This window comes from Cognaticolwellia aestuarii (genome assembly GCF_002000025.1).
Taxonomy (GTDB): Bacteria; Pseudomonadota; Gammaproteobacteria; order Enterobacterales; family Alteromonadaceae; genus Cognaticolwellia; species Cognaticolwellia aestuarii.
On the sequence record NZ_MUZV01000003.1, the window covers coordinates 56,416 to 72,500 of the forward strand.

A 16,085-nucleotide genomic window follows, 5' to 3' on the forward strand; every position below is an offset into this window, starting at 1 on the left:
CACCCAATTCAAATAAAGTAACGCAAAACATTAACGAGAAAGGCTCGAGCACATTGGAAGCCAGGTACTTTAACAATAATCAATGATATTGTTCTATAATTTCACTCGATGGTGCCTAAAAATGTGATTTTCGGACAAGCTCACCTTCAGCGTGAGCTTTAAAGCGACGCTGTGCGAAATAAAAGAAACACTAAGATTTTGATATGCTGTTAATTGCCCTTACGCAAACAGTTTATTGCAATGGCTTAAATTCTGTCGTCGTTTGAGGTGCTGATGTTCGCAAAAGTCAGTTAACGCCGCTTCTCGACCCACGGCACCATGAAACTGTGTTCTAAATTCCGTGGTAATAATTAACCAGTGCGCTGCTGAAATATGTAAGCGTGTGAGTATCTCTGGCTGGCTTTGCTCGATATAGCCATGTTTATCTTCACGGATACTACGCCCTGTTATATCAATGAGTTGTAAATAGTCTGTTAGGTCAAACGGCAGGCCTTGGGGTATTCCTTCTCTCGGGTTGCCAACAAAAGGCATGAGTATGTTTGGCTGGTTGCTGATATTGTCGGTTTGACTGGCTTTTGCTTGCTCGCAGCGCAGTTTAACGCTGGTGTGGTTTGAATTCTCTGGTGTGTCAGCGATATTGGCGCGAACAGGATTTAAATCAACATGAGCCATACAAGCCACTAGCGCTGTTTCATCTAACAGCGCTTGGGATTTAAAGCGTGCTTCCCAGAACCGGCCTTTGCACTCATCTTCTTGATTCGCCTGACGTGCTATTTTTTCATTGATTTCACGCATAAACCAACTGATATCCATAAGGCGCTGGCGATATATTTCAGCCGTTGTGTTAACCATATCCACTAGCGGCGTAGCAAGGTTGTCACCATTGAGGTATTGCTGCGTTAATAGTGTGCCTTTGTGTAAACGATGCCAGCGCTCAAGTACCTCATTCATGCTCCATTGGTTGGCTTTGTCTTCATCGACAAATAACACCACATGGTAGTGGTTACTCATTACTGCATAAGCACACATTTCAACAGCAAAAACCGTGGTGAGGAAATGTAATTTATCTTCTATCCACCCTCGCCGATGTTCAAAACTTTGGCCTGAGTGCTTATCTTCACCGCATAAAAAGGCACGCCTGACACAGCGTGTCATACAGTGATAGTAAGGGGTATCCGCTAAACTAATTTGTTGCTTTCTGGGGGTAGTCATCACGCACCTGACATAAATAAGAAAGGGTCATCTGAGCTTAGTACACAGACTAGGTTAGTTCAATTTAGGATGGGTTAGGATGGGTGTCCTTTATATTCTGCAGACCTTTGTTGAATGGGCAGGTCAATCAGTGCGATATTCATTTTGGGCCAAGGCTTATTATGAACAACAAAAAAGTAAAGGAAAGCCGCACAATACTATCATTCGCGCATTGGCATTTAAGTGGATAAGAATACTGTTTCGGTGTTGGAAAACGAAGACCGCGTATGATGAATCAACGTATTTAGAAGCCCTGAAACGTAAGGGCTCTCCCTTGTTGAAATATGCGATGGAAAGCAAGTTTTAGGACTTGCGGTCCACCTCAGGGCGTGTTGTTATGTGTAATCTATTGAATTTACTTGCTAGAAGCAAACCATAAAATGCAACCAATAGGAATTACAATTGGCATGATAGCTAGAGCAATAAAGTCAGAAGTTTTACCATGCTTTTTAGCTTTGAAACCATCTCGGATTGAAAGAACTACGATTAATATAAATACCAAACCAATATAGGTATTTGCATGTTTAAAATCGCCAAGGGTAGAAAGAATAAATAGTGGACCAAGAACGGAACCTATCCACGCAAATGCTACGCCTTTTGCTCCAATAAAAGTTATATACGGATCTCGATTCATACTCATTTACACATAACGCCCTAATAACAGGCAAAAAATTGTTTGCTAAAATGTTGAGGGACGAAAACAGCAAACTGTTTTTTGTCCTTGTTTATTAGCTTGTTATATGGAGTGTACACCATTACTTATTAGCGGCGTTACCAACAAATTTAAAACTAATAACTGATGCTTCCTCAAAATCTTTATTGTTAAGCATAGTCAGCTCAACAAGTGGTGCCGCTGATTCAATCGCCTTGAAAGCAGCGTCATCAAACTCACTATCACCGCTAGAAGAGGTAAGTTTCATTTCAACTATTTCACCTAATTTAGTGAAAGAAGATTCCACCACCACAACTTTATCAGTGGATTTTTGATCACAAATCCACTTCGATTTCTCCCTTACCCGTTGCATAATATTTTGAGCGCAAGATTGAACGTCAGTACATTTCTGTACAGTGAGTTTTTTATCAGTAGTTGCGCATCCGGAAATTAAGAATAGGGATAAAATTAAGGCTGATAGGTTACTCAAGCTCGAACTCCATATAACAACTTAATAGGAGGCAACTTGCCTCTTTTACAGAGAAAAAGTTTCCACCTTATTTATTTTACATATTAATAACAAATCCTTGCAGCTAATACCAGCTCTTAGCTACAGATAAACACAACGTTTTCGTTATTAGACGAAATGAGGCAACATGCTTCATTTCTTGACTTGGGTGGAAACACCGCAACACTGTATAAAAACACAGCAAGCCAAGGTAATTAAAATGAAAACAAAGTCACCTTTTCTAAATAGTGTTGTCAAGTACATGTATAGTCGGCATCAGTATCATCGTTGCTTTCGTCGTGTTGTGTCTATTTCATTTCACGAGAAGCAAAACACGGTGCGGGCTTATAGCCAGTTATGCTAGTAAATTTATTAGTTTACATGGTTGCATGACCACTAGAGTAGCAGTAATTCATTTGCCGTTTAAGTTAAGCTAATGACATAAACTATTCAGTTTATTATCAAAATTATGTTAATATTTTTTTCTTTTTAATCTTATACAAAATAGATTTTCGATTACTTTGAATCATGATACTTAGCGCGTATTTAACGGCTATAAATTTGCCGTAAGTGACATATCAGCATGCTAAGGTAACGCAGATACTGAAAAGTTTAAGCCACGAATCAGCATAGGCTTATGCTACAAGGTCGGCGCATATACGGTTAGAAGATATCAGGATGGATCTTGCATTAGAAAGATTTATGTCAATTTACAGATAAAATTAATGGGTACATTATGAAATTTTTACACACTATGGTTCGCGTTAGTGACGTGGACAAATCACTCGATTTTTATATTAAACACTTAGGTTTAATAGAGACCCGCCGTGTTGACGTACCTGAAGGTGAATTTACCTTAATATTTTTAGCTACTGAGCCTGGCGCAGCTGAAATAGAGCTAACACATAACTGGGGCTCGAAAGAAGAATACACGGTTGGCAGAAATTTTGGTCACTTAGCTTTTGAAGTTGATGATATTTACGCTTTATGTGAAAAGTTAATGGCAGCAGGCATTACCATTAACCGCCCACCTCGCTGTGGTCATATGGCATTTATTAAATCACCGGATAATGTATCGATCGAATTACTGCAAAAAGGCGAACGCCTAGCACCACAAGAGCCTTGGGTTAGTATGGAAAACTCTGGCACTTGGTAAATAGCGGATAGTAAACGGTCAGGTCACCCATAGCTATTGCGCAAACAACATAAGCATTAAAATGGTCTTTATTACCGCCATTTTAATGCTTATTACTCACTTAATCACACCGCGACTTGTTTCAAAGTCGGTTAGCTTAATTATTGATTGCCACTATATTATTGTTGATTTTTTATCAGTGATTTATCTAAATTTAGTTAATGCATCATCTAGTGCTGCTAAACACAAAGCCACATTCTCACTACGCGCAGTAAAGCCCATCAAACCTATTCGCCAAGCTTGACCTGCAAATTGGCCAAGGCCTGCACCAATTTCTAAATTGTATTCTTGTAATAAGTATTGACGTACTTTCGCGTCATCAATGCCTTGAGGAATATATACAGAATTCAGTTGTGGTAGACGTTCTTCTGCCGGAACAATAAAATCTAAACCTAGCTTAGTTAAGCCTTTAGCCAAAGTATTATGTTGTGCTTGATGGCGCGCCCAACTGTTTTCTAAGCCTTCTTGTTGCAACATTAATAATGATTCATGTAAGGCATACAGTGAGTTTACTGGCGCTGTATGATGGTATGCACGCTTGCCCTCTCCTGACCAATACCCCATAACCAGTGATTGATCTAAAAACCAACTCTGCACTGGTAATGTTCTGTTGCGAATAACCTCACTGGCTTGCTCGCTAAAACTTATTGGTGAAATACCCGGCACACAGGATAAACATTTTTGACTACCTGAATAAATCGCATCAATACCCCAATCATCCACTCTTAACTCACTACCCCCTAATGAGGTGACAGCATCAACAATCGTCAAACAACCATGACGTTTAGCTATTTCACATAAGGTCTTTGCATCTGATCGTGCGCCTGTTGATGTTTCTGCATGAACAAAAGCAACAAAGTTAGCTTGAGGATTCTGCTTAAGTGCATCTTCTAATAACTGCAGCTCAATCGCTCTCCCCCATGCTGAATCTACAATCACCAATTTGGCACCAATACGATTAACATTTTCAATCATACGCGCACCAAAAACACCATTACGACAAACCACAACAGTATCTTCAGGCGTAATTAAATTAACAAAACACGCTTCCATGCCCGCAGAGCCAGGCGCTGAAATAGCCATAGTATTACTATTTGAGGTTTGAAATGCATATTGTAAGAGTTGTTTAACCTCATCCATCATCCCAACAAAAGTAGGATCTAAATGCCCAATGGTTGGGCGTGCTAATGCTGACAGTACACGTTGGCTGACATCTGATGGCCCAGGTCCCATGAGGGTGCGCTGTGGGGGAATAAATGATTGTATCGTCATAAATAAATTTCCAATTAACTGAGGTAGATAGCTAAAGCTTACCATCTATCGACTGAGCAGCTCAATTAATCCCTTTTATGCTAACTATTCAGTAATAGCATAGTAATTGGCTAAATTAAAAATCATTTGATTGCTATCACACAGAGTGAATAAAAGTTAATATATTGAATTAATTACTCAAAACAATATTTATAATCACCATGGCCTTAAAATCAACCATTAATAAAGCGACAATTCATTTATCTGACATGGATCGCAATTATTATGACACCTTACAATTAACGATCGCCCAACACCCTTCGGAAACTGATCGTCGAATGATGATCAGATTAATTGCCTTCGTACTAAATGCTAGTGAAAACCTGCAATTTGGCAAAGGTGTTAGTGATGAAGATGAAGCTGCTATCTGGCGAATTAATTACAGTGAGGTTATCGAGCTATGGATAGAACTCGGCCAACTAGATGAAAAACGACTTAAAAAAGCCTGTAACCGCGCACAACAAGTAAAGCTCTATTGTTACGGTAGTAGCGTTGATACTTGGTGGCAACAATCTAAAGGTAAACTGAATCAATTTGACAAATTATCGATTGAAAGCTTCAGCGAAGCGACTTCAGCAGCTTTAGAGCAACTGGCCGACCGCTCAATGGAGTTTCAAGTCAGTATTCAAGATGGCCAATTCTGGTTAACCTGCGGTGACGAAACACTATTGATTGAACTTACTAAACTCAAATAAGTTTGCTATTGCTAACGATATATCAGCTAGGATTATCGTTAATATATTGATTTATTAGCGCTTTCAATAGTAAACTTTTTTAACTTCTCTGCCACGGCAATATTAACTATTATGATAAAAATACCAGCTTTGAAAAACAGTCCACTGAGCAACTTCAAGCGTAAATCACTCATTGCCGCAATAGCGATGACAAGTGCATTTTCCAGTGTTGCCGAAATAATCCCTGCCGAGCAAGTGGCCAAAGATATTACCTATCTTGCTGCTGATGACTTAAAAGGTCGCGCAAGTTTTAGCCCAGAAATTGACCGAGCAGCAAACTATATAGCTAAACGCTTTGCTGACATAGGCTTACAACCAATATCGACAGAAAAAGTGGCTACGCACAATACGCGTTTTCTGCAAAAATTTACCGTCAGCCAAATACAGCCACAGGCGCTAACCGTATCAATAAATCATGCTGAAATTAGCCAAGAAAACCTCGCTATAGCAAGCACGATGAGATCAGTAAACTGGCAAGAAACAGGTGCTCAAGTCCACGTTATTAGCAAAGACGATGATATGCGAGATACGCTAAGGGCATTAAACCAAAAAGGTGGTCAGCATTTAGTGATCATCAATAGTGCCCATACAAAAACCTTTCAAGCGTATAAAAACTACTTTAATCGCGGCATTACTAAACTTTCACTTGAGCACCGTGGTGCGATTGTGATGGTATTAAGTGATATTAGTGACGTGAACGCTTATAACGTCAAAGCCAACGCAAAAATTACCGAGCAAACATTAACTAACGTGGTGGGGATCCTACCGGCAACTAGCACTGAAAATGCCAAGGAAGTCGTATTATACTCAGCACACTATGATCACTTAGGCGTTACCGAAGACGGCAAACAAATATATAACGGTGCTGATGATGACGCATCAGGCACCACTGCTATCATTAACTTAGCGCAATATTACGCAAAGCAAGGTAATAATAAACGTAGTTTGATGTTTAGTGCTTTTACTGCCGAAGAAATTGGGGGTTTTGGTTCAAAATACTTTTCACAACAACTTAATCCAGACCACGTCGTTGCCATGATAAATATTGAGATGATAGGTAAGCCATCAAAGTTTGGCGCTGGCACAGTTTGGATGACAGGAATGGAACGCTCAAATTTAGGGGCTTTGCTTAATGAAAAACTCAGCGCCCAAAACACCGAAATATATCAAGACCCATACCCTGAACAAGGCTTGTTTTATCGCTCAGACAATGCAACATTGGCTCGTTTAGGCGTGCCTGCTCATAGTTTTAGTAGTACTCAGCTCGATAAAGACCAGCACTACCATCAAACCAGTGACGATATTAAAAGTTTAGATTTGTCGTCAATGCATAAAGTAATCGAATCATTAGCGGTTGCTACCCAATCACTTGTTGATGGAACAGTTACACCAACACGTATTGATAAAGCCAAAGTTCGCGCACAAGGCAAAATTTATTAGCCTGACACTGAGGCCGCTGTAAACAATAAAAAACCAGCTTGCTAGACAAACTGGTTTTTTATTGTCTGAATTTTATTTTTAGCTTAATTACTGCCAGCGAATATCAAGTCTGGTGTTCTCTTTAAGTTAAAAATCAACCTGACCAACGCATCGCATATTCAAGTTCATTTTCCGCACAAATGACAAAACCGTGGCGCAAATATAATTGTTTAGCGGGATTATCTAGCAATACATTTAAGGTAATTGCGAGTTGCTTTTCTTGGGCTTTGCGTTTAACTAATGCTAGTACTCGACTGCCAATACCTAAACCATGATATTGAGGTAATAATTGAAATTGTCTTAAATGAATTTTATCTGGAAACTGTCCTAACTTTAATAAACCGATCGCATTACCTTGATAAGAAATAATATGAGAATCGGTAAAGTATTCATCGACCCGCTGCATATGCGCAATATCATCGAGGTAGATACCGGCCTTACTCAAGTGTTCGGTCATCGACGCTTTTCGTAGCTGTAAAAGAAACGCTCTATCACTTGCCGTTGCCCGACGAAAACTCACAATCGCTTGCTCGTTGTTTTTTCGCTTAAAGACTTTGCTCACCTCAGACATCGAATATAAAGAGTGTACTAAAACATCCTTCTACTATAACAAGTTAATAAACGAGTTAAAGCATAAATTACCGATAGACAAGTTAGCGATAAAAATAACCGGAAGTTGTCGCATAAAAACCACCATTGGGCGCGGCACACTTGATTGCTTGCTAACAATAACGGCAAAATGGTTGAAAACTAAAATAGGAATACCACATGACCTTCAATAAATCGCTTATCGTCATATCTCTGTCGGCTGTATTTGCAGTAGCGTGCAGTAATGAACCCGCATTAATGACGAAAACCAATAATACAGCGGCTGTAACGACTGACGCTGCACAACTTGATAGCATAGCTTTAGCTTCTCAAGCAGCCAACGAGCTATTTGATACTATTTTTATGGAAGGTGTTAATCGCAACCCTGTCATGCAAACTTACTTGGGTATTAAAACTGATTACGACAAGTGGCAAGATCTCTCGGAAGAAAATAGCGCAAAGGAATTAGCTTTTGCTAAAGAAGCCCTGCAACGCATACAAGTTATCGACATAACAAAAGTTGATAAACAAACTAAATTAAGTTTCAAATTATTGTCGCAAAAACTCGAGCAACAAATTGCTGACTATCAATGGCGCCACCATAATTATCCGGTTAATCAGATGTTTGGTGTTCACTCGCGTATCCCTGCCTTGTTAATTAATCAGCATAGTATTAAAGATGTAAAACAAGCACATGACTATATCGAACGAGTAAAAAATTCAAAACTTTTGCTTGAACAGCTTATTGAGCAACTTCAAATCAGAGCAGATAAAGGTATTATTGCGCCAAAATTTGTATTTGGTCATGTTATTCGTGACTCGAAAAACCTTATCGTAGGTGTACCTTTTAATGAGGGGACTGATAGCACTTTATACGCAGATTTTAATAAAAAAATAGCGACATTAGAGATTTCTGAGGCACAAAAGCAGGCATTAACGGCTGAATTAACATCAGCATTAACTAACGAATTTAAAGCGGGCTACCAACAATTGGTCAGCTACTTAACTGAGCTTGAGAAAAAAGCCGACAATACCGATGGCGCTTGGAAATTTCCACAAGGTGATAAGTTTTATAACAATGCCTTAAACCGAACCACCACCACGGATTTAACCGCTGATGAAATTCACCAAATAGGCTTAGATGAAGTTAAGCGTATTCATGATGAAATGCGCGTTATTATGAATAAAGTCGGCTTTAAAGGAAACTTAACCGAGTTTTTCGCATTTATGCGTCATGATCCACAGTTTTACTATGCTGGTGATGATGCCGGTCGTCAACGCTACTTAACGGAAGCCACAGACTTAATTAATACCATGAAAGGTGAATTAGACCAGCTCTTTATCACTAAGCCTAAAGCTGATTTAAAAGTTAAAAAAGTTGAAGCCTTTAGAGAAAAGTCAGCGGGTAAGGCATTTTATCAGCAGCCAGCACCTGATGGCTCTCGCCCGGGTATCTACTATGCGAACCTGTATGACATGGAAGCCATGCCAACATACCAAATGGAAGCCTTAGCGTACCATGAAGGTATTCCTGGGCATCATATGCAAATTGCATTAAAGCAAGAACTTGAAGGTATTCCAAAATTCAGAAAATTTGGTGGTTACACCGCCTATAGTGAAGGCTGGGGTTTATATTCAGAGATGATCCCAAAAGAAATTGGCTTTTACCAAGACCCATACTCTGACTTTGGTCGCTTAGCAATGGAGTTATGGCGTGCATGTCGCTTAGTGGTTGATACGGGCATCCATAATAAAAAGTGGACTCGTGTACAAGGTATAGCCTATTACGTAGATAATACGCCGAATGCAGAGTCTGATGCAGTAAAAATGGTTGAACGTCATGTTGTTATGCCATCACAGGCAACGGCTTATAAAATAGGCATGCTAAAAATCGTTCAGTTACGTGCTAAAGCTAAGCAGCAACTAGGTGACAAATTTGATATTCGTGAATTTCACGATGTTGTACTTACCAATGGTGCGGTACCGCTTAACGTATTAGAAGATATGGTGAATGACTATATTGCTAAAAATCGTTAATAGCTTGATACGTTAACATTTAATGTAATCATACGCTAAGTGCAGCCAGCGCACTTTAAAACGCCAAAGCTAATGTCTTTGGCGTTTTTATATCTTTAATATTATTTTGCTGATGCCCCTTCAAACGGTAAAATTGTGCTGAAAGTCATATCTTAAGATAAGCTTACAAGTTTACGCATTACCCTACTTTGGGCTGCTTTAGCGTGACTTTACCACCCCACTGATAAAGTGCTAAGCCGCACATCACTAACAAAGCCCCCAACAATAAATGCAAACTGACCGGCTCATTATTTAGCATCGCACCTAAACATAAGGCAAAAACAGGCGTCATCATGGTAATAAGTGCCACAGTGCTCGCCCTCAATTTTTGTAAAATAAAAAAATAAGCCAGAAAACCAACTAAAGAGCCAAAAATACCTAGGTATAAAATGGCTAAAATTGAACGGACTTTCCACTGCTGATAAGGTAATGTGCCATCAACAAAGAACCAAGCAAGAGCAAATAGTGGCACGCTAAACGTTAACGCGCCAATCGTTGTCGCCAATGGGTGAATGTCAATTTCAACACTCTTAACCATGACTCCGCTGATGCTAAAGAAAAAGACCCCCAGTAAAATAAGACCAATTCCAACAACACTATCTTCATTTAAGGCAATACTATCAAAACAAACTACAGCTAAACCGGCAAGCGCCACCGTTAAAGCTAATATTTTTGTTTTACTAAATTTAGGCTCAGCAAGAATTTTTTGTGCCAGTAGCCCTGACAATAGGGGTGATAAACCAAATATCAACGACATCAAACCAGAGGATAAATATTGTGCTGAAAGATAAGAGAACAGCATGCCACCAAAAACACCAACACACGAATAACCGTATATTTTCAGCGCTTGGGCCGACAAAGGTAACTTTATCTTAGCAAATTTCATGATAGCCACACCCGGCACAATAGCGATGATCATACGCATTAAAACGGCTAAGGTCGGATGCACCGTTTCACTGCTCCAAACAATACCAAGCGGTGTTGTTGACCAAATAATTACGACAGCTAAATATGCCACTGAAATAGGCAAAAGCATTCCCCTTGAATTAAAAATTAAATAACTTAAAAACTGAAATAATTTGCGTATAATTTAAATAAACATTAGCGAATAACCAAAAGACAAGAAATGGAATTAAAAGTAATCCCCGTTGTACAAGTGCTGATTGCCATGGCATTGATGACTATACTGAGTATGTATTTTCCGACGTTAAACTATAGCGCAACCTATAGTGATTATTTAGCAATACTTTTACTATTCATTGCTATATTGCTTGGATTTTTCGCTATTTATAGCTTTCGCAAGCATAAAACTACGGTCAACCCTAGCAAACCTGAAACATCATCACAGGTAGTTAACAGCGGTATTTATCAATACTCACGTAATCCGATGTATTTAGCCATGCTTTTAGGCTTACTTGCCTATGCTTGTTACTTAGCAAACCCATTAACCTTGGGGATATGTGCACTATTTACCTGCTACATCAGTAAATATCAAATCACCCCAGAAGAGCGCATACTCACGCAGCTATTTGGCAGTGAATATAGTAACTATACCCTTAAAGTTAGACGTTGGTTATAACCTCAGTAACGTATTCAAGGCCAAATAAAAAGCACTTACCAGTATCAACTGTAAGTGCTTTTTATTTATTTTTGCAAAAGCTTATACTAAAAGTAACTTGCTAAAACCGTTGAGTAACAAGCTTGCTGGTTTACAAGCTAGGCTTTCTTTAAATAAGCAGCTACTAAAACAATGCGAGTACCGTTAACTTTACCTTCGATATGCTCAGGGTTGTCCGTTAAGCTAATGCCGCGCACCATAGTCCCTTGCTTAGCGGTAAAATTTGCCCCTTTAACTTTTAAATCTTTAATTAAAGTTACGTTATCACCGTCTTGTAGCTCAGCACCATTGCTGTCTCGTGTTGGACCTTCTCGCTCTGCTGCTGCAATGCCCTGCTCTGCCCATGTTTTAACATCATCTTCTAAGTAGATCATAGCTAACGCATCTTGTGCCCAGCTTTCTGCTGACAACTTATGCAACATACGATATGCCATCACTTGAACTGCTGGCTCTTGATTCCACATAGCATCGGTTAAACAACGCAAATGGTTAACATCAAGTGCAACAGTGCCTTCAACTTGAGCTAAACAAGTATCACATAAATAAATACTTTGTTGCGCACTCAAGTCACTCGTTGGTGGCACGGGGTGTACGGCTAAATTATCAGTTGATGTACAAAATTCACAACTTGAGTTGCTACGTTGTTTTAATGCTTGTTCTGTTACCATAATAAAATACCCACAAAATTTTTGGCGCTATTATGCTCCTAATTTTCCGATTTAAAAAGTGGTGATCGGCACTAAAAAGCAATAAGTGCTATTTTTATTGATAACAAAAGGAAATTTAGGCAATTTTGATAAAGGCAGGTGGAGTGCTTTGCCAGTTCATCACGAACCAGCAAAGCGGCTGGGTGATTTTTAATCTATATTTTTTGTCGCATGATGTGAGGCTGCTGCCGTAAAGACCACATCAGTTGAGCTATTAAGTGCGGTTTCTGCTGAGTCCTGAATTACGCCGATAATAAAACCAATAGCAACGACTTGCATGGCGATATCAGTATTAATACCAAATAAGCCACAGGCAAGTGGAATAAGTAATAATGAGCCACCAGCAACGCCAGAAGCACCGCAAGCTGATACCGCAGCAACAATGCTTAATAAAATAGCGGTGGCAAAATCGACTTCAATATTTAAGGTATTGGCTGCCGCTAATGTTAGCACTGTGATCGTAATAGCCGCGCCAGCCATGTTAATCGTGGCGCCTAAGGGAATCGAAACAGAATAAGTATCTTCGTGTAAATCGAGTTTTTCACACAATTCCATATTTACCGGAATATTAGCCGCAGAACTTCGAGTGAAAAACGCGGTAATGCCCGACTCTTTTAAACAGGTCAGGACTAAAGGGTATGGATTTTTACGCATAATAAAGTAAACAATTAACGGGTTAACCACTAAAGCAATAATCAACATGGCTCCTAATAGTACCAGTACTAAATGACTAAACTCACCTAGTGTATCAAAACCTGTGGTTGCAACCGTGTTGGCAACTAAACCCATGATACCTAAAGGGGCGAAACGAATAACTAACTTCACAACGCTGGAAATCGCTTCGGCAAAATCATGCACCATCACTTTGCTGGTATCACTGGCTTTTTTTAATGCAAAACCTAATCCTAAGCCCCAAGCTAAAATACCGATAAAGTTACCGCTAATAACCGCGTTAAAAGGGTTATCAACAATTTTGAACGCTAAGGTTGTTAATACTTCACTTAAACCTTGTGGTGGATTCGCACTTGCGCCGGCAATATCTAAGGTTAGTTGTACAGGAAACAAAAAGCTTAGCGCTACGGCAACCAGTGCAGCACTGATAGTACCTACTAAATATAGACCGATAATTGGCTTTAAGTTAGCGTCGCTATTTGGCTTTTGGTTGGCAATAGACGAAGCGACCAACACCAGCACTAGGATAGGAGCTACGGCTTTTAAGGCATTAACAAATAGACTGCCAAGTATAGAAAATGATTTGGCAATATCAGGAGAAATAATCGCTAAGCCTATGCCTAAAACAATGGCAATAATGATTTGATTCACAATATTAATCGATTTTAGCTTATTAAAAATTGACGGTTTTTCTAAAGCAGTATTTTCTGTTGTCATAGTTTTTCTTATTTGAGTTGTTGTTTTTATCATTACGCTAACGTGTCAGGAAATTTTTTACCACTTATTTACCAACACTGTCTTGTTTATTCGTTATCTGGCTATTTTAAAACGACAGTTCACTTTTCCAGGCAATAAAATAGCGGTCTTCTTTGATATCAGCCAAGTAGTCCTGACAGACAAAATGGCCAACTACCGCTACTAACTCATCATCATAAAAAATGAAAGGTAATCTTTTTCTTTGCCAAGGTGGTATAGCAAGTTCTTGTAAAACCTTTTTTAATGAACGTGAGCGTTGGCGATACTCAGGTAAACATGTTGGATTAGCGTGGGCGAAGCGAATCGTCACTAATTGCCCAACGTTAGGTTGCTTGATAGCTGCTTGCCAAGTAGTGTCAGCGTTACTCGTATTTGAGCTTGTCGATATACTCACGGCTCCTACTTGATCAGGAAGTGCAATATTCACTGACGGTCCAGCCGCTAAGGTATCGAGATCAATGTTATGCTGCCATGATGAAATATCTTGATAAATATGCGTCAAATACAGCTCATGCTGAAACCTTCTTAAACAACAATTAGCGAGTTGAATAACCGGCGATTTATCAGAGTTGGCATTAAGCTGCTGACATATTTGTGCCAATTGCTGCCCTGTGGGCATTAACAGCTGATGACTCGCTAAAAAATGGCGTAAAAGGTTTTTCAGTCGAGCTTCGCTCAGGCTATTAAGCTTAACAATGGATAGTTTGTCAGGTGCTGTCTGGCATATGGTTAAATCCTGCTCTGCCAATTCATTCAGTAGCTGTTGCGCTTCAAAACAATGCCCAGCGCTGCGTGCAATCGTTTTATTGATACTTGGCCAACGCTCAGATAACGCGGGAATAATTTGATGACGTAAAAAGTTACGATCGTAGTGTTCATCAGTATTAGACTCATCTTCAATCCAACTCAGCTCATGTTGTTGTGCGTAAGAAAGAATTTCCTCACGTGACACAGATAACAAGGGGCGCAGTAAATTATGCTGCGCTAACTCTGAGTTTTCAGGCATTGCTGATAAGCCTTTTAGGCCAGAGCCACGCTTTAATGCTAATAAAAACGTTTCTGTTTGGTCATTAAGATGATGCCCGGTAACAATAAAAGCCGGCTCGACACTTGCCTGAACGAGTACCTGATAACGGGCATCGCGCGCTATCGCTTCTAAGCTTTGTTGCGGCTGTTTTTTTAATTGTAATTTTTGAGTAATTAACGGTAACGAAAATCGAGCACATTGTTGTTGTGCAAAGGCTTGCCATGAATCGGCATTTGGACTTAAACCATGGTTGACATGACAAACAACAATGTTATTTGATAACTGTTTTCGCTGTTTTAGTGCCGCTAGTGCAACCAGCAACACTTGTGAGTCAACTCCACCGCTATAAGCTATAATAACTTTTTTATCTGGCGCGCTGTTAAAGCACTTTACCAGCGCTGATTCAATAGTATTCACAGAGTTTAAAAATATCGCAAAAAAGAGTAATTAAGCAAGGCCTTGAAGTAAAAGCTTAGAAAGTAAAGGCTGCAAAGTAAAAAGCGACCTTGGTGGGTCGCTTAATATAAATTAACAATAACCGAATGACATTAATTTATCATAGCGGCTTTCAATTAATTCTTCATTTGAAAGCTTATCAAGCTCAGCCAGATCGGCTTTTAATGCCTGCTTAAGAAATGCAGCCATTTGGTCCATATCACGGTGAGCGCCGCCTAATGGCTCTTCAACAACACTGTCAATTAGCTCGAGTTCTTTAATACGTTTTGCGGTAATCCCCATAGCCTCAGCTGCTGTTGGCGCTTTTTCTGCCGTTTTCCATAAAATTGACGCACAACCTTCAGGAGAAATGACCGAGTAAGTTGAATACTCAAGCATGTTAACTTTATCACCAACACCAATAGCCAATGCACCGCCTGAACCACCTTCACCAATAACAGTGCAAATAATCGGTACATTTAAACGAGACATGACTTTTAAGTTCATCGCAATAGCTTCACTTTGGCCGCGCTCTTCTGCGCCAATGCCTGGGTAGGCACCCGGTGTGTCGATGAAAGTTATAATAGGCATTTTAAAACGCTCTGCCATTTTCATTAAGCGTAAAGCTTTACGGTATCCTTCAGGGCGCGGCATACCAAAATTACGTTTAACTTTTTCATTGGTTGAGCGACCCTTTTGATGACCAATAACCATCACAGGGCGACCATCTAAACGCGCAGTACCACCAACAATGGCACGATCATCAGCATAAGCTCTATCACCTGCTAATTCATCGAATTCGGTAAATATACGTGGTAAATAATCTAACGTATATGGACGTTGAGGATGACGGGCAACCCGAGCGGTTTGCCATGGGTCTAAACCAGAGAAAATCTTTTTAGTAAGCTCATTATTTTTCTCTCGTAACTGAGAAATTTGCTCTTCTAAATCAAGATCTAGTTCTTGGCCATTGTTGACCAATTGTAATTCTTCAATTTTCGCTTCAAGTTCCGCAATTGGAAGCTCAAAATCTAAAAAATTTAATGACATATGATTATTCTTACCTATGTTGTCTC

General features: G+C 39.6%; 15 protein-coding genes and 1 pseudogene. 6 read left to right on the forward strand and 10 right to left on the reverse strand.

Translation table 11 applies throughout. From position 1 onward, the window contains the following. Nucleotides 1–219: 219 nt before the first annotated feature. Complete coding sequence (locus B0169_RS05380) at nucleotides 220–1,212, reverse strand: transposase (protein ID WP_077284948.1); 993 nt, start codon at nucleotides 1,210–1,212, stop codon at nucleotides 220–222. Nucleotides 1,213–1,312: 100 nt separating this feature from the next. Between B0169_RS05380 and B0169_RS19515 the strand changes: the two are divergent. Then, nucleotides 1,313–1,558, forward strand: a pseudogene (locus B0169_RS19515) (IS110 family transposase); the annotation flags it as partial. A gap of 48 nt (nucleotides 1,559–1,606) precedes the next feature. On the opposite strand, the gene B0169_RS05390 reads toward B0169_RS19515, so the two are convergent. Together B0169_RS05390 and B0169_RS05395 are read right to left on the reverse strand one after the other, a co-directional pair. After that, entirely contained in the window at nucleotides 1,607–1,885 is a 279-nt protein-coding gene (locus B0169_RS05390) for a hypothetical protein (protein ID WP_143323478.1), read from the reverse strand. A gap of 121 nt (nucleotides 1,886–2,006) precedes the next feature. Beyond that, complete coding sequence (locus B0169_RS05395) at nucleotides 2,007–2,393, reverse strand: TonB C-terminal domain-containing protein (RefSeq protein ID WP_077284950.1); 387 nt, start codon at nucleotides 2,391–2,393, stop codon at nucleotides 2,007–2,009. 754 nt (nucleotides 2,394–3,147) lie between these two features. Between B0169_RS05395 and B0169_RS05400 the strand changes: the two genes are divergently transcribed. Continuing rightward, entirely contained in the window at nucleotides 3,148–3,567 is a 420-nt protein-coding gene (locus B0169_RS05400) for a VOC family protein (RefSeq protein WP_077284951.1), read from the forward strand. A gap of 183 nt (nucleotides 3,568–3,750) precedes the next feature. Here B0169_RS05400 and B0169_RS05405 read toward each other — a convergent pair whose 3' ends face one another. Next, complete coding sequence (locus B0169_RS05405; protein WP_077285232.1) at nucleotides 3,751–4,878, reverse strand: pyridoxal-phosphate-dependent aminotransferase family protein; 1,128 nt, start codon at nucleotides 4,876–4,878, stop codon at nucleotides 3,751–3,753. A gap of 200 nt (nucleotides 4,879–5,078) precedes the next feature. Here B0169_RS05405 and B0169_RS05410 point away from each other — a divergent pair, with 200 nt between their 5' ends. Next, entirely contained in the window at nucleotides 5,079–5,612 is a 534-nt protein-coding gene (locus B0169_RS05410; RefSeq protein WP_077284952.1) for a YaeQ family protein, read from the forward strand. 111 nt (nucleotides 5,613–5,723) lie between these two features. Next, complete coding sequence (locus B0169_RS05415) at nucleotides 5,724–7,091, forward strand: M20/M25/M40 family metallo-hydrolase (protein WP_077284953.1); 1,368 nt, start codon at nucleotides 5,724–5,726, stop codon at nucleotides 7,089–7,091. Between the two features lie 133 nt (nucleotides 7,092–7,224). On the opposite strand, the gene B0169_RS05420 is transcribed toward B0169_RS05415, so the two are convergent. Continuing rightward, nucleotides 7,225–7,692, reverse strand: a complete 468-nt coding sequence (locus tag B0169_RS05420) for a GNAT family N-acetyltransferase (RefSeq protein ID WP_158077055.1) — start codon at nucleotides 7,690–7,692, stop codon at nucleotides 7,225–7,227. Nucleotides 7,693–7,898: 206 nt separating this feature from the next. On the opposite strand from B0169_RS05420, the gene B0169_RS05425 reads away from it, so the two are divergent. Further along, nucleotides 7,899–9,755, forward strand: a complete 1,857-nt coding sequence (locus tag B0169_RS05425; RefSeq protein WP_077284955.1) for a DUF885 domain-containing protein — start codon at nucleotides 7,899–7,901, stop codon at nucleotides 9,753–9,755. Between the two features lie 178 nt (nucleotides 9,756–9,933). Here the strand turns inward: B0169_RS05425 and B0169_RS05430 are convergent, their stop codons facing one another. Further along, nucleotides 9,934–10,830 carry a DMT family transporter gene (locus tag B0169_RS05430; RefSeq protein ID WP_077284956.1) on the reverse strand — a complete coding sequence of 299 codons (897 nt, stop codon included), beginning with the start codon at nucleotides 10,828–10,830 and terminating at the stop codon, nucleotides 9,934–9,936. A 90-nt stretch (nucleotides 10,831–10,920) separates the two neighbouring features. Between B0169_RS05430 and B0169_RS05435 the strand changes: the two genes are divergently transcribed. Next, nucleotides 10,921–11,373, forward strand: a complete 453-nt coding sequence (locus B0169_RS05435) for a methyltransferase family protein (RefSeq protein WP_077284957.1) — start codon at nucleotides 10,921–10,923, stop codon at nucleotides 11,371–11,373. A gap of 137 nt (nucleotides 11,374–11,510) precedes the next feature. Here B0169_RS05435 and B0169_RS05440 read toward each other — a convergent pair whose 3' ends face one another. The 4 genes from B0169_RS05440 to accA form a co-directional block, all read right to left on the reverse strand. Beyond that, entirely contained in the window at nucleotides 11,511–12,080 is a 570-nt protein-coding gene (locus tag B0169_RS05440) for a PhnA domain-containing protein (RefSeq protein WP_077284958.1), read from the reverse strand. A gap of 189 nt (nucleotides 12,081–12,269) precedes the next feature. Continuing rightward, nucleotides 12,270–13,508: a serine/threonine transporter SstT gene (gene sstT / locus B0169_RS05445; RefSeq protein ID WP_077284959.1), complete on the reverse strand. Its 1,239-nt coding sequence runs from the start codon at nucleotides 13,506–13,508 to the stop codon at nucleotides 12,270–12,272. Nucleotides 13,509–13,614: 106 nt separating this feature from the next. Continuing rightward, nucleotides 13,615–14,991, reverse strand: coding sequence for a tRNA lysidine(34) synthetase TilS (gene tilS / locus B0169_RS05450; protein WP_235838481.1), 1,377 nt, complete (start codon nucleotides 14,989–14,991; stop codon nucleotides 13,615–13,617). A 111-nt stretch (nucleotides 14,992–15,102) separates the two neighbouring features. Beyond that, the gene (gene accA / locus B0169_RS05455) at nucleotides 15,103–16,059 is read right to left on the reverse strand and encodes an acetyl-CoA carboxylase carboxyl transferase subunit alpha (protein ID WP_077284961.1); all 957 of its coding nucleotides are present in this window, start codon (nucleotides 16,057–16,059) and stop codon (nucleotides 15,103–15,105) included. Between the last annotated feature and the right edge of the window lie 26 nt (nucleotides 16,060–16,085).